The following is a 19,700-nucleotide window of genomic DNA, read 5'->3' on the forward strand; positions in this document are numbered from 1 at the left end:
CTGCACCCGGATCGCCCAACGCATCCTCGCCATGACCGCAGCGATCTGGCACAACGACACCATCGCCGCCAAAATCCGCCGATCACTCACCGCCTACGACCACTAACCCCAGGAATCACTCATCTAGGCGGCGGCGACCGAATCCAGGCGACGCTGGTCTTCGAGAAGCTGCCCTGACATCGTTCCCGTTGGCAGCACCGTCTCCGGCGCGCCTAAGAACCCGATAAGTCCCAACACACTAATGTGACGCGTGTGACAACAGGAGCACAGTCGGAACCCGCCGATTTCACCGCCGCCGTGCAGTCGCTGCACGGCGCGTCGATCCGCGGGGAACTCGAGGTCGGATCGATCCGCCCGCCGCAGCGTCTCGCGCCGTACAGCTACGCGCTCGGCGTGGAGGTGGCTCCGCCGGACGTCACCGACCCGTCCCTGGTGCCTGCCGATTCCGCGGGCAGCGCCTTCGGCCGCCTGGTCCTCCTGTACGACCCCTCCGGCCAGGAGGCGTGGAACGGCACGTTCCGGCTGGTCGCGTTCATCCAGGCCGAGGTGGAGGCCGACCTCGCCAACGACCCGCTGCTGCCCGAGGTGGCCTGGGAATGGCTCACCGAAGCGCTCGGCGTACCGAGCGGCAGCACCGAATCACTGCCCCCGCTCGGCTCGGACACCCCCGCGGTGGTGGCGCTGGGCGGCACGGTGACCGCGACCACCTCGGTGCGGTACGGCGACATCGCCGGCCCGCCGCGCGCCCATCAGCTGGAACTGCGCGCGTCGTGGACGCCGACCAGCAGCGCCCTCGCCGGACATCTGGAGGCCTTCTGCGAGGTCCTCGCCAGTGCGGCGGGGCTCCCGCCGGCGGGCACCTCCTCGCTGGGACGGCCGAACCTCCGGTGACCGCGCCAGAGCCGTCCCCGCTGCTCGCCCCGGCCGACGGGGTTCCGGACCTGCTCGCCACGCCGGACGAGTTCGCCCGCGCCGCCGAGTCACTGGCCGCGGGCACCGGACCGATCGCCCTCGACACCGAGCGCGCCAGCGGCTATCGCTATTCCCAGCGCGCCTATCTGATCCAGATCCGGCGCACCGGCTCGGGCACCTTCCTGATCGACCCCATCGAGCATCCGGATGCGCTCGGCCCGCTGATCGACGTCCTCGACGGCCCGGAATGGATCCTGCACGCCGCCGACCAGGATCTCCCCTGTCTCACCGAGCTCGGTATGCGCGCCACGTCGCTGTTCGACACCGAACTGGCCGGCCGGCTGCTGAACCTGCCGAAGGTCAATCTGGCCGCGATGGTCGCGCACTTCCTCGGGCTCGGCCTGGCGAAGGGGCACGGCGCGGCGGACTGGTCGCACCGGCCGCTGCCCGCCGAGTGGCTGAACTACGCCGCCCTCGACGTCGAGGTGCTGGTCGAGTTGCGCGCGGCCATGCGCGCCGCCCTGGCGGACGCGGGCCGGCTGGAGTGGGCCACCGAAGAGTTCGCCCATGAGCTGCGCAAACCGCCCCCGTCGCCGCGCACCGACCGATGGCGTCGGACGTCGAACATCCATACCCTGCGCACGCAGCGCCAGCTCGCCGTCGTCGCCGAGCTGTGGGCGGCGCGCGAGCAGATCGCGCAGCGGCGCGACATCGCCCCGGGCCGCGTCCTGCCGGATTCGGCGATCATCACGGCCGCCACCGCCGCGCCCACCACCGAGGCCGCGCTCACCGCGCTGCCGGTCTTCGGCGGCCCGCGCCAGCGTCGTCAGGCCCGGGTCTGGCTCGACGCGATCACCCGCGCTCTCGCGCTCGACGAGAAGCAGTTACCGCCCCGCAAACAGCCGGTCGTCGGCCTGCCGCCGGTCAACCGGTGGGAGCAGCGGAATCCGCCGGCCGCGGCCCGCGCCCACGAGGTACGTCCGGCGATCAAGGAACTCGCCGACCGCATCGGCCTGCCCGCCGAGAACCTGCTGGCCCCCGACGTCCTGCGCGAACTGTGCTGGACGGGCATCGAGCCGGCGGGTCCGGGTGAGGTCGACGCCTGGCTCGACGCGCACGGCGCGCGCCGCTGGCAACGCGGCCTGACGGCCGAGCCGATCGCCGAGGCGCTCGGCGCCGCGGCAGGACTCAGCGCAGCCGCGGATCCGCCGCGATCGTCGTGACCAGATCGCCGGCGGTCAGCCCGAAGTCGGCGAGCAGTTCGTCGCGGGTGGAATGCGTCACGAACTGCTGCGGCACACCGAGCTGACGGACCGGGACGTCCACGTGCGCCGCCGAGAGTGCCTCGGCCACGGCCGACCCCACTCCGCCGTGCACGCCACCGTCCTCCAGGGTCACGACCAGCGTCGCCTCGCGGGCCTGCTCGACGATGGATCCGGGCACCGGCAGCACCCAGCGCGGATCGACGACCAGCGCGCCGATGCCCCGTTCCGCCAGTCCGGCGGCGACGTCGATGCCCAGCTGCGCGAACGCGCCCACCGCGACGAGAAGCACGTCGCCGTCGCCCGTCGCCGGCCTGGACAGCACGTCGACGCCGTCCGGCAGCCGGTCGATCGCCGGGATCTCTTGCGGCACAGCACCTTTCGAGAAGCGCACCGCGGTGGGTCCGTCGACCGTGTCCAGCGCCTCGGACAGTTCCTCGCGCACCGTCACCGCGTCACGCGGCGCCGCCACCCGCATCCCGGGCACGATCGACATCAGTGACAGATCCCACATGCCGTGGTGGCTGGGGCCGTCCGGCCCGGTCAGTCCCGCGCGATCGAGAACGACCGTCACCGGCAGCTTGAGCAGCGCGACGTCCATCAGCAACTGGTCGAAGGCGCGGTTGAGGAAGGTCGAGTAGATGGCGAGCACCGGGTGCAGGCCGCCGAGCGCCAGGCCGGCGGCCGACGTCATACCGTGCTGTTCGGCGATGCCGACGTCGAACATGCGATCCGGGAACCGCTCCCCGAACGCCCGCAGGCCGGTCGGGCCGGGCATCGCGGCGGTGATGGCGACCACCTCGGGCCGCGCGGCGCCCTCGGCGACCAGTGCGGCGGAGAACACCGAGGTCCAGTCCTCGACGGCGGCGCCGTGGGCGACACCGGTGGCCGGATCCATCTTGGCGGTCGCGTGCATCTGCTCGGCGACGTCGTTCTCGGCCGGCGCGTAACCCATGCCCTTGCGCGTGACCGTGTGCACGATCACCGGCCCGCCGAAGGCCTTCGCCTGGCGCAGCGCCTCTTCGAGGGCGGGCAGGTCGTGCCCGTCGACCGGGCCGACGTACTTGATGCCCAGGTCGGAGAACATCGCCTGCGGGGCGACGAGATCCTTCACCCCGCTCTTGAGTCCGTGCAGCACCGCGTACGCCGCGTCGCCGACCACCGGCGTCCCCTGCAGCATGCGGCGGCCGCCGGCCAGGAACTTCTCGTAGCCCGGCTGCAGCCGCAGGCCGGACAGATGCCGCGCGAAGCCGCCGATGGTCGGCGCGTACGACCGGCCGTTGTCGTTCACGACGATCACCACCGGACGGTGGCTGTCGGCGATGTTGTTCAGGGCCTCCCAGCACATGCCGCCGGTGAGGGCGCCGTCGCCGACCACGGCGACCACGGTACGGTCCTGTCCGGTCAGCTCGAAGGCCTTCGACAGGCCGTCGGCGTTCGACAGCGCGGCCGACGCGTGCGACGACTCGATCCAGTCGTGCGGGCTCTCGCTGCGATCCTGGTAGCCGGTGAGGCCGTCGCGCTGGCGCAGGGTGTCGAAACCGTTCTTGCGGCCGGTGACGATCTTGTGCACGTAACACTGGTGCCCGGTGTCGAACAGGATCGGGTCGGTCGGCGAATCGAAGACGCGGTGGATCGCGAGGGTCAGCTCGACGACACCGAGATTCGGGCCGAGATGCCCGCCGGTGGCGGCCACCTTCTCGATCAGGAACTCGCGGATCTCGCCGGCCAGCTCGGTCATCTCCGCATCGGAGAGCTTGGCCAGGTCCGCCGGCGAATCGACCCGATCGAGCACACCCATGCGAACCTCCTGCGGACCGACGTCCATCTCACGACGCGAACCGCCGGGGCTTCGGCGGAGCGATGGAGCCATTCTACGGACTCGCCAGAAGCGCGATCGCCTCCGTGTGGTGTGACAGTGGGAACGCGTCGAAGGCCCGCCAGTCGATCACCCGGAAACCGTGCCGGACGTAGTCGCGCAGATCGCGGGCGAAGGCGGCGGCATCGCAGCCGATGTGCACGACGGCGCGCGGCCCGGCGTCGGCGACGCCCGCGATGACGCCGGCTCCCGCGCCCTTGCGGGGCGGGTCCGCGATCACCAGGTCGGGGGCCTCCAGCCCGCGCACGACGCGCGCGGTATCGCCGCGATGCAGCCGCACCGGCGCGTCGGCGAGGGCCTCGTGCGCCGCCGCGAGCGCTTCCGGGGCGGTCTCCACCAGGTCGATCCGGGCGACCGGCGGCCCGCCGTCGAGCAGCGCGGCGCCGAGCACGCCCGCCCCGCCGTAGAGGTCCCACACCCGCAGCGGTCCGGCCCCGTCGATCCGGGCGGCGAAGTCCCGGACGGTGGCACCGTAGGTCTCCGGCGCCGCGCGGTGGGCCTGCCAGAAGCCGCTCACCGGCACCCGCCAGGTATGGCCGCCGACGCGCTGGGTCACCAGTTCGTCGCCGTCGAGCATCCGGGTGCGGCGCGGTGCGGCCGCGGCCTGTCGTGCCCGCTGGGCGGCCCGGCGCGACCCGGCGGGTCCCCGCCCGCCCGGCGCCGGTGCCAGTTCGGCGACGTGCCGCCGGCCGTCGGAGCCGACCGCCACGGCCAGCTCTGTCCCCGGGGCCGCGTCGAGATCGCCCAGCCCGCGGAGCATTCCCGGATCCGGCGCGGCGCACGGCTCGGTGACCAGCTGCGACGATCCGCGCGACCGCAGCCCCGGCACCCCGTCGCGGCCGACCGCGAGCCGGGTCCGCACGCGCCAGCCGGCGACGCCGCCGGACAGTTCGGTGACCGCGGGCGGCGGCGGGACGTCGTCGCCGCGCAGGTGCCCGATCCGGGCCAGGACATCGGCCAGGGCCCCGGCGCGCAGCGTCGCCGCGTAGTCGGGGCGGGCGTAGTCCAGGTCGCAGCACCCGGCCCCGGCGGCCGCGGCCGGGCAGAGCGGGGCCACCCGCTGCGGGGAGGCTTCCAGGACCCGGGTGACATGAGCCTTCGCGTACGCCGGCTTCGCGTCGTCGATCCGTACCCGGACCCGTTCGTCCGGCAGTGCGCCGGTGACGAAGATCACCCGGCCCTCGGGGTCGTGGGCGATGCCCGCGCCACCGTTGGCGTATCCGGTGACCGCCAGCTCGAGCTCCTCGCCCACCGTCATCGCTCGTTGGGCGGGTTGACGCCGAACCCGCGGCGGGTGTCGCCCGGTGCGACGAAGTCGGCCTCGTTCCGCCGCGCCGCGCGGTTCGACGAGTCCAGCTGCCACGGCACCGAGGTCACCATCACCCCCGGCTCGAAGAGCAGACGCGTTTTGAGCCGCAGCGCCGACTGGTTGTGCAGGATGTGCTCCCACCAGTGGCCCACCACGTACTCGGGGATGAACACCGTCACTACGTCGCGGGGCGATTCGCGGCGGATCCGGCGCACGTAGTTGATCACCGGGCGGGTGATGTCGCGGTACGGCGAGGCGATCACCTTCAGCGGGATGTGGGTGTCGCTCTCCTCCCAGCGCGCCACCAGGGTGCGGGTGTCCCGGTCGTCGACGTTCACGGTGACCGCTTCCAGGACGTCCGGCCGGGTGGCCCGGGCGTACCGCAGCGCGCGCAGCGTCGGCAGCAGCAGCGAGGAGACCAGCACGATCGAATGCGTCCGGCTGGGCAGCACCCCGTCGTCCTCGGCGGCGGCCGCCTCCAGTTCCCGCTCCACCGAACGGTAATGCCGGTGGATGAGCTTCATCACGGCGAACAGCACGACCATCGACACGATGGCGATCCACGCACCGGCGGTGAACTTGGTGATCAGCACCACCACCAGCACGGTGCCGGTCATCACCATGCCGACCGCGTTGACCACCCGCGCCCGATTCATCCGATGCCGGGCCGCCGGGTCCGTCTCGGTGGTGAGCAGCCGCGTCCAGTGCCGCACCATGCCGGTCTGGCTCAGCGTGAACGACACGAACACGCCGACGATGTACAGCTGGATCAGCGAGGTGACCTCGGCGCCGAAGGCGACGACGAAGGCCAGCGCCGCCACCGCGAGGAAGACGATGCCGTTGGAGAACGCCAGGCGATCGCCGCGGGTGTGCAGCTGCCGCGGCAGGTACCGGTCCTGGGCCAGCACCGACCCGAGCACCGGGAAGCCGTTGAACGCGGTGTTGGCGGCGAGCAGCAGGATCAGGGCGGTGACGACGGCGATGAAGAAGAAGCCGACCGGGAAACCGTGGAACACCGTCTCGGCCAGCTGGGCGATGATCGATTTCTGCTGGTAGCCGGCAGGCAGACCGTGCAGTTCGACCTTCGGATCCATCACGTACTTGGCGTGCAGGCGCTGGGCCAGCAGCACGATGCCCAGCAGCAGCACGATCGAGAACGTCCCGAGCAGCAGAAGCGTCGTCGCCGCGTTGCGCGACTTGGGCTTGCGGAACGCGGGCACGCCGTTGCTGATCGCCTCAACACCGGTGAGCGCGGCACAGCCCGAGGAGAACGACCGCGCGATGAGGAAGACCATCGCGAGCGCGGTCAGATTGTTCTGCTCGGCGACCAGTTCGTAGTGCGCGGTCGGCGCCTCCAGATCGCGGCCCATCGCGAAGATCTGCACGAAGCCCCAGGCCAGCATCACCAGGACCCCGAGGATGAACGCGTAGGTCGGGATCGCCATGAAGACGCCCGATTCCTTGATGCCGCGCAGATTCACCGCGGCGATCAGCGCGATGCCGATCACACAGAAGATCAGCTTGTGCTGATGGACGAACGGCACCGCGGAACCGATGTTCTCCGCCGCCGAGGTCACCGAGACCGCGACCGTCAGCACGTAGTCGACCAGCAGCGCGGCCCCGACGGTGAGGCCCGCATTGGGTCCCAGGTTGACCGTCGCCACCTCGTAGTCGCCGCCGCCGGACGGGTAGGCGTGCACGTTCTGCCGGTACGAGGCCACCACCACGACCATCACCGCGGCGACGGCCAGACCCACCCACGGCGCGAACGAATAGGCGCTGATCCCGGCCACCGACAGCACCAGGAAGATCTCCTGCGGGGCGTAGGCCACCGAGCTCATCGCGTCCGAGGCGAAGACCGGAAGGGCGATGCGTTTCGGGAGCAGCGTGTGCCCCAGTCGGTCACTGCGGAAGGGCCGACCGAGCAGCAGTCGTTTCGCCGCGGTCGTCGCCGTCGTCATTCCAGGCACTCCGCGACTGTAGACCCGCCGCCGGGTAACGTCCATCGCGTGCGCGTAATCATCATGGGCTGCGGGCGGGTGGGGGCCGGGCTGGCCTCGGCCATGTCACGCCGGGGCCATCACGTCGTCGTCATCGACCGCGACGAGTCCTCATTCCATCGTCTCGCCGACGATTTCCGCGGCCGCACCGTCCACGGTGTCGGCTTCGACCGGGATGTCCTGATCGACGCCGGAATCCAGACCGCGGATGCCTTCGCCGCCTGCTCCTCCGGGGACAACTCGAACATCATCTCGGCGCGCGTGGCGCGCGAGACCTTCGGCGTGGAGCGGGTCGTGGCCCGGATCTACGACGCCAAGCGCGCCGCCGTCTACGAGCGGCTGGGCATCCCGACCGTCGCCACGGTGCCGTGGACCACCGAGCGCTTCATCACCGCGCTCGGCGAGACTCCCCGCGTCCCGCTCTGGCACGACCCGACCGGTTCCCTGGTGCTCGCCCAGGTGACCGTCCACGAGGAGTGGCTCGGCGTGAGCTGCGCCAAGTTCCAGTCGCTCACCGGTGCCCGCGTGGCCTTCCTGGAACGCATGGGCAGCCCGGTGCTCCCCGAGCCGCGCAGCGTGCTGCAGGCCGGCGACGAGGTCTTCGTCGCGACGCCGGCGGCCAATCTCGACCACGCCCGGGCCACCGCCGCCCTGCCGCCCTCCGAAGGAGACAACGAATGAAGGTCGCCATCGCCGGTGCCGGTGCGGTCGGCCGGGCCATCGCCCGCGAGCTCGTCACCGCCGGGCACGACGTGACGCTCATCGAGCGCGACGCCGGCCACCTCGACCCGAGCGCCCTCCCCCTGGTGACGTGGCTGCACGCCGACGCCTGCGAGCTCCAGGACCTGGAGAAGGCCCAGTTGCAGACCTTCGACGTGATGGTCGCCGCGACCGGCGACGACAAGGCCAACCTGGTGGTCAGCCTCCTGGCGACCACCGAGTTCGCGGTGGGCCGGGTGGTCGCGCGCGTCAACGACCCGCGCAACGAATGGCTCTTCACCGACGACTGGGGCGTCGACGTGGCGGTGTCCACACCGCGGCTGCTGGCCGCCCTCGTCGAGGAGGCCGTCTCCATCGGCGATCTGGTGCGCCTGATGACCTTCCGGCAGGGACAGGCCAATCTGGTCGAGCTCACCCTCCCCGACGACACCCCGCTCGCCGGCAAGCCGGTCCGCAAGCTGGCGCTGCCCCGGGACGTGGCCCTCGTCACCATCATCCGCGGCCGGCGGGTGATCGTGCCGCAGCCGGACGACCCGATCGAGGGCGGCGACGAACTCGTCTTCATCGCCCCGGAAGAGGCCGAGCACGACCTCCAGCAGGCCATGCTGTCCACGCCCTGACCTGCACCGAAAACCCGAATTACCCTGCATGACAAGGACTTTCGTCCTTTCTGAGACCTTGCGCACTTAAATGCGCATCACAGATTCCGATTATGTTTTGATCGGTCCGTGCAACTGACGCGCTTCACCGACATCGGCCTCCGGGTGCTGATGCGCCTGGCCTCCGACGACGGCGCCACCACCCGCACGGCGCGGGATCTGGCGGCCGAGCTGGAGTTGCCGCGCACCCACGTCTCGAAGGTCGTCAGCCGCCTCTCGGAGATCGGCGTCGTCCATTCGCGCCGCGGCCGCGACGGCGGCCTCACCATCACGCCGCTGGGCCGCACCGCCCGCCTCGGCTGGCTCACCCGCACCCTCGAGGGCGACGACGAACTCGTCGAGTGCACGCCGCCGTCGGGCCCGTGCCCGTTGCTGCGCACCTGCCGGCTGCGCGGCGCGCTGGCCCGCGCCCAGGAGGCGTTCTACGCCAGCCTGGACACCCTGACCGTCGCCGATCTGACCGTGCCGAGCGCCGCGACGGCGGTCCTCCCCCTGATCTCCCGTGCCGAGGTGGCACGGGCCGGCGAGCCGCACGGCCGCCGCGCAGCCCCCAGCCCCACCCCAGAGAACAGGAATCGATCATGATCTCCGACCAGACGCGTGACGTCCTCGCCGCGACGCTGCCCGCCGTCGAGGGCGCCCTCGACGACATCACGCCGAACTTCTACCAGCGGATGTTCTCCGCGCACCCGGAGTTGCTCGACGATCTGTTCAACCGCACCAATCAGAAGATCGGCACCCAGCCGAAGGTGCTGGCCGGGTCGATCGCGGCCTTCGCCCGTCTGCAGCTGCATCCGGACCGCGAGCAGCAGCGCATCATCATCGACCGGATCGCGCACAAGCACGCCTCGCTCGGCGTGATCGCCGATCAGTACCCGATCGTGCACGAGCACCTGTTCGGCGCCATCGTCGAGGTCCTCGGCGAAGCGGTGACCACCGAGGTCGCCGCCGCCTGGGACGAGCTGTACTGGGAGATGGCCCACGTCCTGATCGGCCGCGAGAACGAGCTGTACGAGCGGGCCGGCGTCACCCCGGGCGACGTCTGGCGCACCGTGCGCGTCGTCGGCCGCGACCAGGTGGCGCCCGACGCCGTGTCGTTCACCGTCGCCGCGACCGACGGCACCGCCCTGCCGTCCTTCACGCCGGGCCAGTACATCTCCGTCCAGGTCCCGCTCGCCGACGGCGCCCACCAGATCCGCCAGTACAGCCTCACCGGCGCGCCCGGCGAGCCGACGTGGCGGTTCTCGGTGAAGCTCGACGGCGAGGTGTCCGGCTACCTGCACGAGCGCGCCTTCGAGGGCGACGAACTGCGGGTGTCCACCCCGTTCGGCGACCTCACCCTCCCCGAGGGCGACGGGCCGCTGCTGCTGGCCTCGGCCGGAATCGGCTGCACCCCGGTGATCGGCCTGCTCAACTACCTGGTCGAGACCGGTGACCGCCGCCCGGTGACGGTGCTGCACGCCGACCGCTCGCGGTCGCGCCAGCCGCACCGCGGCGAACTGGCCCGGCTGGTCAAGCGACTGCCGGACGCCAGCCTGGAGCAGTGGTACGAGAACGGCCTCGACGCCGGGGACGGCACCCGGGTGGGCCTGATGTCGCTCGACGACATCGCCATCGACCCGGAGACCGTCGCGCTGCTCTGCGGCCCGGCCGGCTTCCTCAGCGCGGTGCGCGGCTCACTGCTGGAGAAGAATGTCCCCGAGGACCGGATCCACTACGAGACCTTCGGTCCGGAGCTGGTCCGCGTCGGCGGCCGCGGCTGAATCCCGCGGACGATACTCCCCACGGAAAGTAAGAGGTGACCTCGATGAACGGTGCGCTGTCGGCCGGAGTCGCGCTGGTGTTCTGCTGGTTCGGGATGGTCGTCGCCATCTCGTTCATCGAGGCGCCGCTGAAGTTCCAGGCCCCGGGGATCACCATTCCCCTGGGCCTGGGCATCGGCCGCCTGGTCTTCCGGGCGCTGAACTCGGTGGAGTCGGCCCTGGCGGTCGCCCTGATCGTGCTGGCGGTCGTGGGCGAAGGCTGGCCGTCCGCCGCGCTGGCCGGACTCGGCGTCGCGATCGCCGCCCTCGGCGTGCAGGTCGTGGCGGTGCGCCCGGCCCTGACCCGGCGTTCCGACGCGGTGCTGGCCGACCCGGAGAACGTTCCGGCTCAGCGGAGCCACGCACATCTGGTGTACGTGGCGTTCGAAGTGATCAAGGTGGCCGGACTGCTCACGGCCGGTATCGCGGTGCTGAGCTGAGTCGACGAGCGGCCCGGGTCAGTCGTTGATCGAGTGCAGCTCGTAATACGGGTTGTAGATGGTCTTGACGCCGTCGGCGACGGCGACGCGTCCGCGGACGGTGAGCCGGCGGCCGGGCTCGATCCCCGGGATCCGGCTGCGGCCGAGCCACTTGAGGCGGACGGTGTCGCTGCCGTCGAAGAACTCGGCGATCACGCCGGTCTTGGCGTTACGTGAACAGGTCTGGACCGAGCGCAGTTCGCCGACCATGGTGGCCTCGTCGCCGCGGCAGCAATCCTTGGCGCGCTGCGCACCGGGCTCCGAACACTCGCGGTCTACGCGATCGTCCTCGAGGACATCGAGATCCTCGGTGAGCATCCGCCCCAGGCGCTTGAGAAGTCCTGAGTGAGACATGCGATCCTCCGACTGACGGAATTGTGTGCGTCCACACTGTACAACGCGGAGAAAGCGGGAATATGCCCACCGTGATCCTGATGGCCGGAACCGGCTCGGACGACGACTACCTGCGCCGCGCCTTCGGCCCCGCGGTGACCGGTGCGGGCGGCACACTGCGGGCGCTGGCACCGTCCGCGGACCTGCTCGGCGGCTACCGCGCCGAACTCGATGCGGCCGCCGCGGCCGCCCGCGCCGGCGGCGAACGGATCGTCGTGGGCGGGGTGTCCCTCGGGGCCGTGGTCGCCCTGGACTGGGCGCTGCGCGACGGCGGCACGGTCTGTGCGGGCGTGTGGGCGGCGCTGCCGCCGTGGTCGGGCGCACCCGGTGAGAGCCTGGCGGCACTGTCGGCCCGGCTCACCGCCGACACCGTCGAAGGGGACGGGCTGGAGCCGGCGATCGCCGGGATGGCCGCGGGCAGTCCGGCCTGGCTGGCCGCCGAACTGAGCCGGTCGTGGCGGGCACTGGCCGACCGCGACCTGGTGGGTCAGTTGCGGATCGCCGCCTCGGCGACGGCGCCGACGGTCGATCGGATCGCCGGGCTCCAGGTGCCGCTGGCGATCGCCGCCGCGCCCGACGATCCGCTGCATCCGATCCGGGTCGCCCGCGAGTGGGCGGCCGCGGCGCCCCGCGCCGCACTGACCGAGGTCTCGCTCGCCGAGTTCGGGCCGGATCCGCGCCGGCTGGGCGATGCCTGCCTCGCGGCGTGGCACCGCGCCAGCGGCCGCACCGGGTGGTGAGCGGCTAGCGGCGCCGGCGGCGCCGTCCGCGCAGCCGCGCCATGGCCGAACCCTCCGACGGCGGACGGGCCGCTTCCGGCTCCGGCTCACCCGTCTCGATCACGTCCTCGTCTTCGGTGAAGAAGGTCGCCGCGGCAGCCTGCTCGACGGCCCCGCCGGGCACCACCTCGTCGGTCTCCTGCGAGGCCGGTGCCGCGGCCGAGGGCGCGTCGTCCAGCGACGACGCCGCCGGTGCGGCGACTCCGGCCTCGGCGGCCATCTGTTCCTGGGCGGCGGCCACCTGCTCGGCCAGCACCGGAGGCAGCACCAGCGGCAGCACCTCACGCGGCGGGAACGGCTCCTTGCCGCGCCGCACGACGGTCTCGGCCAGCACCGCCCGGGCCAGCTGCGCGAGCTGCGCGCTGTCGCCGTCGGGGCCGCTGGCCACGCACCGGACCATCCAGCGGGGTCCGTCGACGCCGATGAACCGGTGCTCGCCGCCGGGGACCCGGGCGATCACCTCGCGGCCCCAGTGGCCGTCCTCGACGCTGGTCGCGGCGCCCTCGGCGCCGAGCGATTCGGCCAGTTCCCGGGCCACCTCGCGCCAGAGCCCGCCGGAGCGGGGTGCGGCGAAGGCATGGATCCCGATCCGGCCCACCGGGGTCACCAGGTACACCGCTTCGGGCTGGTGGTCGGCCGACATCTCCACCGTCACCTGACCGCCCTCGACCACCGGGACCAGGACCGAGCCCAGGTCGAGATGCGAGTTCGCGAGTTCATCGGCCCGGGTGGTCAGGTCGCCGAGATCGTAGGGTCCGGCGGTGTCGCCGATCTTGTGCGTGGTTGCCATGTCCGAAATCATCCCTCCGTGGTCGCCGGGGCGTCGCCGGCGAGGATCGCGTGGCCACCGCTGGAGCCGTAGCCGCCCGTTCCGCGCTGTGTGTCGTCCAGTTCGCTCACCTCGACGATCTCCGGGAGTTCCACCCGCTGGACCAGCAGCTGCGCGATCCGGTCGCCGCGCGAGATCACGATCGGCGCCTCCGGGTCGAGGTTGATCAGGCAGACCTTGATCTCGCCGCGGTACCCCACATCGATGGTGCCCGGCGCGTTCACGATCGACAGCCCGGCCCGCGCGGCCAGCCCGGACCGCGGATGCACCAGCCCGACGGTGCCGGCCGGCAGCGCGATCGCGATCCCGGTCCCGACCACCTGGCGACGGCCGGGTGCGAGTTCCAGATCGGTCGTCGAATACAGGTCGACGCCCGCATCCCCGGCGTGCGCGCGCTGCGGCAGCGGCAGGTCGGGGTCCAGGCGCACCACGCGCAGTGGTTCGTAGCTGATCGGTTGCGAGGTCACGGGACGCCACCTTACTCGGCGGTCCCGGGCCCGGCCGGGACGCGGGTGAGATGTGCCACGGCGTGAGAAGGCATCGATCCGCCGCCGGGAACCACTCATCTAGTCTGGATCTCGTGACCGACTCGAGTTCCGCCGCCGACCGATACTCCGAGCGGCTGACCGTTCCCTGGTGGTGGTGGGTGTTCGGCGCCGTCGTCGTGGCCCTCCTCGGCTACGAGGCCCAGCTGGCCGCCTACCGGCAGGCGTGGAGCGTCGTCTTCTATCCGGTCCTCGGTGTCCTGGTGGCCTGGCTGCTGTTCTCGATGAGCCGGATGCAGGTCCGGGTCGACGCCGACGGGGCCCTCCACGCGCACAAGGCCGTCCTGCCCGCCGAGGTGGTCGGCCGCGGCGCCGTCGTGCCCGCCTCGGCCCGCAGCGCGGCGATGGGCCGCCAGCTCGACCCGGCGGCGTTCCTTGTCTACCGGTCGTGGATCAAGCCGATGGCACTGCTGGTGCTCGACGATCCCGACGACCCCACGCCGTACTGGCTGGTCTCCACGCGCCACCCGGACAAGGTGCTCGCCGCGATGGGCATCACCGACGCCGGTGCCGCCGCGGCCGACGGCCAGATCGACGCCACCACCTGACGACGCCACCACCTGACGACGAAGGCCGGCCCCGTTCCCGGGGCCGGCCTTTCTCGTCGTGCCGCGACTCAGGCGCAGTCGACGCAGATCAGCTGACCGTTACGCTCCGCACCGAGCCGGTTGCGGTGGTACACCAGGAAGCAGCTCGCGCAGGTGAACTCGTCGTCCTGCTTGGGCACCACGCGCACCGAGAGTTCTTCACCGGACAGATCGGCACCGGGCAGCTCGAAGGATTCGGCGGTATCGGTCTCGTCGACGTCCACGTCGGCGGCGGCGCCCTCGTTGCGCCGGGCCTTCAGTTCTTCCAGCGAATCCGTCGCCAGGTCGTCATCGTTGCTCCGCCGTGGGGCGTCGTAATCGGTAGCCATGTAGTGCCTCAACCCTGGGTGTCGTAGTGCGTTGTCATTCTCGTGCGGAGGGCTCGCTCGTGGCTCGTCCCCCGTCCCCGCGGACGGTAGTCGAACGCGGCGGGCGCCCGAATTCTAGGTGAGCGATGCGGCCGGGTCAACAACGACTGTTCACGCCCTCGCGGCGCGGCCGATCGCGGGCTTGCCGGGCGCCGTTGCGCGGGTTGACGGCCGTCGGCCTCTAAGGTGGGCGCATGGTCTCCAAGTTCGCCACCGGCTACGCGACCGATGCGCAGGGCCGCCCGTTCAAGCGGCGCAACATGACGCCCGCGATCATCATCGTCACCGTCCTGGTGGTGGCCGCGATCGCCGCCTGGACGTACGCGCTGACCGGGAACGGCGAGAAGAGCTACCCGACCGACTGCAATATGCCGACCGCGGCCGGTGCCCCCGAGCTCAAGGTGGTGGGCCGCAGCGACATGCTCAGCGTCGCGCCGGCGGCGCTGTCCACGTTCCGGGTCAGCGTGCTCAATTCGGCGGCGGCGCGCGGTGAGGCCCGCTCGGTGTCCGACGATCTGGTGGCCCAGGGCTTCGCGGCGGGCGACCCCGCCTACGGCGACGACACGGTGTACGCCGACCGCAACCTGCACTGTGTGGCACAGATCCGGTTCGGGCAGGCCGGTCAGGGCGCCGCCGCCGCGGTGTGGCTGGCCGTGCCCTGTGCCCAGCTGGTGAACGACGGCCGCGCGGGCACCAACGTCGACGTCGCGCTCGGCGAGTTCTACACCGGCACCAAGCCGAGCCAGGACGTGCAGGCCGCGCTGGAAGCCCTCCGGTCGGTGGACCCGCGCAATCCCAAGTCCGGCGTCGACCGTTCGCTGATCGACGCGGTGCACGCGCAGTCCTGCTGAGCCCGCCGCCCGCGGCCGGGCGTCACTCGGGCAGCGCGTCCATCCCGCCGAGGCCGCCCAGCAGCGCCACGAACTCGTCGGCGATCGCGGGGGCCGCCGCGACCGTCGGATGCCCATCGGCCGATCGCGATGTCGGCGGCGGCACGATCACCCGGGCGCCGGCCTCCTCCGCGATCAGCGAGCCCGCCGCCCAGTCCCACGGCGAGAGGCCGTGTTCGAAGTGCACGTCCACCGCCCCCGAGGCGACCATGCACAGGTCCAGGGCCGCCGCCCCCACCCGCCGGACGTCCCGCACTCGCGGCAGCAGCTCGGCGAGCAGCGCGCCCTGCGCGCGACGTCGCGCCGGGGCGTAGCCGAAGCCGGTGGCCACCAGCGCGAGCGCGACGTCGTCGACCGGGTTGGCCCGCAGCCGCCGCGGCGCCGTCTCGCCCGGACCGGCGCTGAACGCGCCGCCGCCGCGCGCGGCCCAGTAGACGACGTCCCGGGCCACGTCGACGACGGCCCCGGCGATCGACACGCCATCGGCCTGGACCGCGATCGAGACCGCGTACGCCGGGATGCCGTAGAGGAAGTTCACGGTGCCGTCGATCGGGTCGACCACCCAGCGCAGCCCCGCGGGCACGTCGTCGCTGCCGCCGGCCTCCTCGCCGAGGATCGCGTCACCGGGCCGGGCCCGGTGCAGCAGTGCGCGCACCAGCTCCTCGGTCTCGGTGTCGACGACGGTCACCGGATCGGTCGGCGTGGACTTGGTGCTCACCGCGCTCGCCGCGCCGTCGTGCCCGGACACGTCGAACACCTCGGGCCGCCGGGCCCGCACGTGCGCGGCGGCCTCCCGGGCGACGGTGCACGCCAGCTCGGCGAGTTCTTCGGGGGTCGGGTCGGCATTCTCGGCGGCAACGCTCACGGTGTCCGAGTCTAGTGGTCCCCACGTCCGGCCCGATCCGCCGTAAGCTTCGGTGAGCATCGCCACCGGCCTCACAGCAGAACAGGATCGCTCATGTCCGACGTGACCATTCTCGGCGCCGACCGCGCCCCCAGCCCCGGTTCCGGACTCGGTTTCGGCATCGATGTGGGCGGCACCGGCGTGAAGGGCGCGATCGTCGACCTGCGCACCGGTCAGTTCGTCGGCGACCGGCACCGGATCGACACCCCGCAGCCGGCCACGCCCGACCTGATCGCGGCCACCGTCGCGGAGATCGTCGAGCACTTCGGCTGGACCGGGCCGGTCGGCGTCACGCTGCCCGGCATCGTCAAAGACGGGGTGGTTCGCAGCGCGGCGAACATCGATCCCGGCTGGATCGGCACCGACGCGCGGGCGCTCTTCAGCGGTGTGCTCGGCGGCCGGGGCGTGGCGGTCCTGAACGACGCCGACGCCGCCGGCCTGGCCGAACAGCGCTACGGCGGCGGCGCGGCGGTCGACGAGGGCCTGGTGATCCTGCTGACGCTGGGCACCGGGATCGGCTCGGCGCTCATCTACGACGGCGTGCTGATCCCGAACTCGGAACTCGGCCACATCGAGGTGGGCGGTGTGATCGCCGAGAAGCGGGCCTCGGCGAAGGTCCGCAAGGACCGCGACTGGAGCTACGAGCACTGGGCGGGCAAGCTCTCCCGCGTCCTGACCATGTACGAGCGGCTGTTCTCGCCCGACTTGTTCGTGGTGGGCGGCGGGATCAGCCGCAAGGCCGACAAGTGGATCCCGTATCTGACCAACGAGGTGCCCGTCGTCCCTGCTCATCTGCGCAATACCGCGGGGATCGTCGGCGCGGCGATGGCGATCGCCGGCGACCGGTAGCGGCGGCGTCGATTCGCTCCCGCCGCACCCCGCGGCGAGTCGGTTTCGTTACAATGGAACGCGTCGATCCCGTTCAGCTCGATCGACTCCCCTGACCAGGCCGTTCACGTCTCCTGCGTGAGCGCGGCGACGCGCGGCCGTTGATTGAGTGTGTGAAAGGTCGTACGTGGCAACCACCAAATCCCCGGACGTCGAGGCAGACACCGGCGATCAGACCGCTCCGGCCCGCAAGACCGCCGCCCGCAAGGACCCCGCGAAGAAGACCGCCGCCAAGAAGACCGCCGCGAAGAAGACCGCGGCCAAGAAGGCGGCGCCGCGCAAGACCGCGGCGAAGAAGACCGCCGCGAAGAAGACCGCGGCCAAGAAGGCGACCTCGAAGGCCGGGGCCGAGGCTCCCGCCGACGACGAGCCGCAGCTCGACGCCGACGCGCCCGAGGATCTCGAGGACATCGATCTGGCCGACGAGGACCTGCAGGTCGACGACGACGTCAAGGACGATGCGAAGGACGCCGACAAGGCCAAGGACGGCGACGCCAAGGACGAGAAGTCGTCGAGCGACTTCGTCTGGGACGAGGAGGAGTCCGAGGCCCTGCGCCAGGCGCGCAAGGACGCCGAGCTCACCGCCTCCGCCGACTCGGTCCGCGCCTACCTCAAGCAGATCGGCAAGGTCGCCCTCCTCAACGCGGAGGAGGAGGTGGAACTCGCCAAGCGCATCGAGGCCGGCCTGTTCGCCACCGAGAAGCTGCGCCGCGTGATGGAGTCCGGTGAGAAGCTGTCGGTGGCCCAGCGCCGCGACCTGAACTGGATCTCCCGCGACGGCAACCGCGCCAAGAACCATCTGCTGGAGGCCAACCTCCGCCTCGTCGTCTCGCTCGCCAAGCGCTACACCGGCCGCGGCATGGCGTTCCTGGACCTGATCCAGGAGGGCAACCTCGGTCTGATCCGCGCGGTGGAGAAGTTCGACTACACCAAGGGCTACAAGTTCTCCACCTACGCGACGTGGTGGATCCGCCAGGCCATCACCCGCGCCATGGCCGATCAGGCCCGCACCATCCGCATCCCGGTGCACATGGTCGAAGTGATCAACAAGCTGGGCCGGATCCAGCGCGAACTCCTGCAGGACCTGGGCCGCGAGCCCACCCCGGAGGAACTCGCCAAGGAGATGGACATCACCCCGGAGAAGGTGCTGGAGATCCAGCAGTACGCCCGGGAGCCGATCTCGCTGGACCAGACCATCGGTGATGAGGGCGACAGCCAGCTCGGCGACTTCATCGAGGACTCCGAGGCCGTCGTCGCGGTCGACGCGGTGAGCTTCACGCTGCTGCAGGATCAGCTGCAGGACGTCCTCGACACCCTCTCCGAGCGCGAGGCCGGCGTGGTCCGGCTGCGCTTCGGCCTCACCGACGGCCAGCCGCGCACGCTCGATGAGATCGGTCAGGTCTACGGCGTCACGCGCGAGCGCATCCGCCAGATCGAGTCGAAGACCATGAGCAAGCTGCGGCACCCCAGCCGCTCGCAGGTGCTGCGCGACTACCTGGACTGAGTCTGCGTCCCGGCGACGTTCCCGATCACGGCCACCGTCTCACGTTCGCGTGCGACGGTGGCCGTCGCCGTCTCCACGAACCCCCGCACCAGCGTCCCGTCGGCGCCCGCCCGGTGAGCGACGGCGACGGTCGAGCCCGGGTAGCCGGTCAGCGGCACGAAGCGCACGGCCGGGCGCGGGGTGAACCGCGCCGCGGCGGCCGGTGTGATGCAGCAGGCCAGACCGGCGGCCACCACCTCCATCTCCTCGCTGTGCGACGACGTCTCCACCAGCGGCCCGTCGGCGCGAGCGAGGGTCCAGAAATCGCGCCACACCGCGTCGGACGTTCGCCCGACGGCGATCGGCTCATCCGCCAGGTCCGCGGGGGTGAGGGACTCGCGGGCGGCCAGCCGGTGAGTGGACCGCACCCCGACCACCGAGGGTTCGGTGAACAGCGGATACACGTCGAGGCCGTCGGTGGCGCACGGCAGCCGCAGAAAGGCGACGTCGGTCTCGGCCGTGCCGAGTCCCGCGGTCGGATCGGTCAGCCCGAATTCACGCAGTTCCAGCCGGGCATCGGGATACCGTTCCGCGAAGTCCCCGAGGATCAGCGGGGTGAGTTCCAGGGCGGCACCCACGATGAAGCCGACCCGCAGCACCGCGTGCTCGCCGCGGCCGACGCTGCGCGCCTGCGTCACCCCCTGATCGAGCCGGGCGAGCACGTCGCGCGCCGCGTCCAGAAACACCGCCCCGGCCGGAGTCAGTTCCACCCGGCGCGAGGTGCGGGTCAGCAGCGGCGTGCCGACGTCGGCCTCCAGCTCGGCGATCTGCTTGCTCAGCGACTGCTGCGCCAGGTAGAGCCGCGCCGCCGCCCGGGTGAAGTGCAATTCCTCCGCGACGGCGACGAAGGCCCGCAAGCGCCGCGTGTTCACATCCACAATCTTCAGAGTGTAGATCGACGGCGATTCGGTGTTTCACAACGCGAGGGGGTTGCCGCGACGATGGAGTGCAT

General features: G+C 71.6%; 21 protein-coding genes and 1 pseudogene. 13 read left to right on the plus strand and 9 right to left on the minus strand.

From position 1 onward, the window contains the following. The 3 genes and pseudogenes from ACSEEN_RS19105 to ACSEEN_RS19115 all read left to right on the plus strand — a co-directional run. A pseudogene (locus ACSEEN_RS19105) lies at positions 1–106 on the plus strand (IS982 family transposase); the annotation flags it as partial. A 146-nt stretch (positions 107–252) separates the two neighbouring features. Then, the gene (locus tag ACSEEN_RS19110) at positions 253–891 is read left to right on the plus strand and encodes a DUF3000 domain-containing protein (protein WP_247863665.1); all 639 of its coding nucleotides are present in this window, start codon (positions 253–255) and stop codon (positions 889–891) included. Then, positions 888–2,135 carry an HRDC domain-containing protein gene (locus ACSEEN_RS19115; protein ID WP_440714045.1) on the plus strand — a complete coding sequence of 416 codons (1,248 nt, stop codon included), beginning with the start codon at positions 888–890 and terminating at the stop codon, positions 2,133–2,135. The genes ACSEEN_RS19110 and ACSEEN_RS19115 overlap by 4 nt, the downstream gene beginning before the upstream one ends. Here ACSEEN_RS19115 and dxs read toward each other — a convergent pair. From dxs to ACSEEN_RS19130, 3 genes are all read right to left on the minus strand, one after another. Beyond that, the gene (gene dxs / locus ACSEEN_RS19120; protein WP_247863668.1) at positions 2,101–3,975 is read right to left on the minus strand and encodes a 1-deoxy-D-xylulose-5-phosphate synthase; all 1,875 of its coding nucleotides are present in this window, start codon (positions 3,973–3,975) and stop codon (positions 2,101–2,103) included. The two genes, ACSEEN_RS19115 and dxs, sit on opposite strands and share 35 nt — an antisense overlap. Before the next feature lie 73 nt (positions 3,976–4,048). Next, the gene (locus tag ACSEEN_RS19125) at positions 4,049–5,311 is read right to left on the minus strand and encodes a class I SAM-dependent RNA methyltransferase (protein ID WP_440714046.1); all 1,263 of its coding nucleotides are present in this window, start codon (positions 5,309–5,311) and stop codon (positions 4,049–4,051) included. Then, positions 5,308–7,323, minus strand: coding sequence for an APC family permease (locus ACSEEN_RS19130; protein ID WP_247863669.1), 2,016 nt, complete (start codon positions 7,321–7,323; stop codon positions 5,308–5,310). The genes ACSEEN_RS19125 and ACSEEN_RS19130 overlap by 4 nt, the downstream gene beginning before the upstream one ends. A gap of 48 nt (positions 7,324–7,371) precedes the next feature. On the opposite strand from ACSEEN_RS19130, the gene ACSEEN_RS19135 reads away from it, so the two are divergent. From ACSEEN_RS19135 to ACSEEN_RS19155, 5 genes are all read left to right on the plus strand, one after another. Next, positions 7,372–8,043, plus strand: coding sequence for a potassium channel family protein (locus ACSEEN_RS19135; protein ID WP_247863670.1), 672 nt, complete (start codon positions 7,372–7,374; stop codon positions 8,041–8,043). After that, complete coding sequence (locus ACSEEN_RS19140; protein WP_247863671.1) at positions 8,040–8,702, plus strand: potassium channel family protein; 663 nt, start codon at positions 8,040–8,042, stop codon at positions 8,700–8,702. The genes ACSEEN_RS19135 and ACSEEN_RS19140 overlap by 4 nt, the downstream gene beginning before the upstream one ends. 108 nt (positions 8,703–8,810) lie before the next feature. Next, entirely contained in the window at positions 8,811–9,326 is a 516-nt protein-coding gene (locus ACSEEN_RS19145) for an RrF2 family transcriptional regulator (protein WP_298444722.1), read from the plus strand. Then, positions 9,323–10,504: a globin domain-containing protein gene (locus ACSEEN_RS19150; protein ID WP_298444724.1), complete on the plus strand. Its 1,182-nt coding sequence runs from the start codon at positions 9,323–9,325 to the stop codon at positions 10,502–10,504. The genes ACSEEN_RS19145 and ACSEEN_RS19150 overlap by 4 nt, the downstream gene beginning before the upstream one ends. A gap of 44 nt (positions 10,505–10,548) precedes the next feature. After that, the gene (locus tag ACSEEN_RS19155; RefSeq protein ID WP_247863675.1) at positions 10,549–10,983 is read left to right on the plus strand and encodes a hypothetical protein; all 435 of its coding nucleotides are present in this window, start codon (positions 10,549–10,551) and stop codon (positions 10,981–10,983) included. An 18-nt stretch (positions 10,984–11,001) separates the two neighbouring features. Here the strand turns inward: ACSEEN_RS19155 and ACSEEN_RS19160 are convergent, their stop codons facing one another. Beyond that, a complete protein-coding gene (locus ACSEEN_RS19160; RefSeq protein ID WP_247863676.1) occupies positions 11,002–11,376 on the minus strand; it encodes an OB-fold nucleic acid binding domain-containing protein in 375 nt (124 codons plus the stop codon). A gap of 62 nt (positions 11,377–11,438) precedes the next feature. On the opposite strand from ACSEEN_RS19160, the gene ACSEEN_RS19165 reads away from it, so the two are divergent. Next, a complete protein-coding gene (locus tag ACSEEN_RS19165; RefSeq protein ID WP_440714047.1) occupies positions 11,439–12,155 on the plus strand; it encodes an alpha/beta hydrolase in 717 nt (238 codons plus the stop codon). A 4-nt stretch (positions 12,156–12,159) separates the two neighbouring features. On the opposite strand, the gene ACSEEN_RS19170 is transcribed toward ACSEEN_RS19165, so the two are convergent. Both ACSEEN_RS19170 and dut read right to left on the minus strand, forming a co-directional pair. Next, positions 12,160–12,984 (minus strand): DUF3710 domain-containing protein, encoded by an 825-nt coding sequence (locus ACSEEN_RS19170; RefSeq protein WP_440714048.1) that lies wholly within the window; start codon positions 12,982–12,984, stop codon positions 12,160–12,162. Positions 12,985–12,992: 8 nt separating this feature from the next. Continuing rightward, complete coding sequence (dut, locus tag ACSEEN_RS19175) at positions 12,993–13,490, minus strand: dUTP diphosphatase (RefSeq protein WP_247863680.1); 498 nt, start codon at positions 13,488–13,490, stop codon at positions 12,993–12,995. A gap of 113 nt (positions 13,491–13,603) precedes the next feature. On the opposite strand from dut, the gene ACSEEN_RS19180 reads away from it, so the two are divergent. Beyond that, on the plus strand, positions 13,604–14,116 hold the full coding sequence (locus ACSEEN_RS19180; RefSeq protein WP_247863681.1) for a DUF3093 domain-containing protein: 513 nt from the start codon (positions 13,604–13,606) through the stop codon (positions 14,114–14,116). A 68-nt stretch (positions 14,117–14,184) separates the two neighbouring features. Here the strand turns inward: ACSEEN_RS19180 and ACSEEN_RS19185 are convergent, their stop codons facing one another. Continuing rightward, a complete protein-coding gene (locus ACSEEN_RS19185) occupies positions 14,185–14,484 on the minus strand; it encodes a DUF4193 domain-containing protein (RefSeq protein ID WP_247863682.1) in 300 nt (99 codons plus the stop codon). A gap of 233 nt (positions 14,485–14,717) precedes the next feature. On the opposite strand from ACSEEN_RS19185, the gene cei reads away from it, so the two are divergent. After that, positions 14,718–15,374 carry an envelope integrity protein Cei gene (cei, locus tag ACSEEN_RS19190; protein ID WP_298446690.1) on the plus strand — a complete coding sequence of 219 codons (657 nt, stop codon included), beginning with the start codon at positions 14,718–14,720 and terminating at the stop codon, positions 15,372–15,374. A gap of 22 nt (positions 15,375–15,396) precedes the next feature. Here cei and ACSEEN_RS19195 read toward each other — a convergent pair whose 3' ends face one another. Further along, positions 15,397–16,338: an inositol monophosphatase family protein gene (locus tag ACSEEN_RS19195; RefSeq protein WP_440714049.1), complete on the minus strand. Its 942-nt coding sequence runs from the start codon at positions 16,336–16,338 to the stop codon at positions 15,397–15,399. Between the two features lie 33 nt (positions 16,339–16,371). Here ACSEEN_RS19195 and ppgK point away from each other — a divergent pair, with 33 nt between their 5' ends. Both ppgK and ACSEEN_RS19205 read left to right on the plus strand, forming a co-directional pair. After that, entirely contained in the window at positions 16,372–17,166 is a 795-nt protein-coding gene (gene ppgK / locus ACSEEN_RS19200; RefSeq protein ID WP_247863685.1) for a polyphosphate--glucose phosphotransferase, read from the plus strand. A 166-nt stretch (positions 17,167–17,332) separates the two neighbouring features. After that, positions 17,333–18,709: an RNA polymerase sigma factor gene (locus tag ACSEEN_RS19205; RefSeq protein ID WP_440714050.1), complete on the plus strand. Its 1,377-nt coding sequence runs from the start codon at positions 17,333–17,335 to the stop codon at positions 18,707–18,709. On the opposite strand, the gene ACSEEN_RS19210 is transcribed toward ACSEEN_RS19205, so the two are convergent. Next, on the minus strand, positions 18,697–19,620 hold the full coding sequence (locus tag ACSEEN_RS19210) for a LysR substrate-binding domain-containing protein (protein ID WP_440714051.1): 924 nt from the start codon (positions 19,618–19,620) through the stop codon (positions 18,697–18,699). The two genes, ACSEEN_RS19205 and ACSEEN_RS19210, sit on opposite strands and share 13 nt — an antisense overlap. Positions 19,621–19,700 lie beyond the last annotated feature (80 nt).

It is taken from the genome of Gordonia marina (assembly GCF_052036135.1).
Taxonomy (GTDB): Bacteria; Actinomycetota; Actinomycetes; order Mycobacteriales; family Mycobacteriaceae; genus Gordonia.

What these genes read in the sequence shown, in the direction of transcription:
- ACSEEN_RS19170 (WP_440714048.1), bottom strand. Translation starts at nt 12,984, where the DNA reads ATGGCAACCACGCACAAGATCGGCGACACCGCCGGACCCTACGATCTC.
- ACSEEN_RS19165 (WP_440714047.1), top strand. Translation starts at nt 11,439, where the DNA reads ATGCCCACCGTGATCCTGATGGCCGGAACCGGCTCGGACGACGACTAC.
- ACSEEN_RS19140 (WP_247863671.1), top strand. Translation starts at nt 8,040, where the DNA reads ATGAAGGTCGCCATCGCCGGTGCCGGTGCGGTCGGCCGGGCCATCGCC.
- ACSEEN_RS19155 (WP_247863675.1), top strand. Translation starts at nt 10,549, where the DNA reads ATGAACGGTGCGCTGTCGGCCGGAGTCGCGCTGGTGTTCTGCTGGTTC.
- ACSEEN_RS19195 (WP_440714049.1), bottom strand. Translation starts at nt 16,338, where the DNA reads ATGCTCACCGAAGCTTACGGCGGATCGGGCCGGACGTGGGGACCACTA.
- ACSEEN_RS19125 (WP_440714046.1), bottom strand. Translation starts at nt 5,311, where the DNA reads ATGACGGTGGGCGAGGAGCTCGAGCTGGCGGTCACCGGATACGCCAAC.
- ACSEEN_RS19130 (WP_247863669.1), bottom strand. Translation starts at nt 7,323, where the DNA reads ATGACGACGGCGACGACCGCGGCGAAACGACTGCTGCTCGGTCGGCCC.
- dxs (WP_247863668.1), bottom strand. Translation starts at nt 3,975, where the DNA reads ATGGGTGTGCTCGATCGGGTCGATTCGCCGGCGGACCTGGCCAAGCTC.
- cei (WP_298446690.1), top strand. Translation starts at nt 14,718, where the DNA reads ATGGTCTCCAAGTTCGCCACCGGCTACGCGACCGATGCGCAGGGCCGC.
- ppgK (WP_247863685.1), top strand. Translation starts at nt 16,372, where the DNA reads ATGTCCGACGTGACCATTCTCGGCGCCGACCGCGCCCCCAGCCCCGGT.
- ACSEEN_RS19160 (WP_247863676.1), bottom strand. Translation starts at nt 11,376, where the DNA reads ATGTCTCACTCAGGACTTCTCAAGCGCCTGGGGCGGATGCTCACCGAG.
- ACSEEN_RS19150 (WP_298444724.1), top strand. Translation starts at nt 9,323, where the DNA reads ATGATCTCCGACCAGACGCGTGACGTCCTCGCCGCGACGCTGCCCGCC.
- ACSEEN_RS19185 (WP_247863682.1), bottom strand. Translation starts at nt 14,484, where the DNA reads ATGGCTACCGATTACGACGCCCCACGGCGGAGCAACGATGACGACCTG.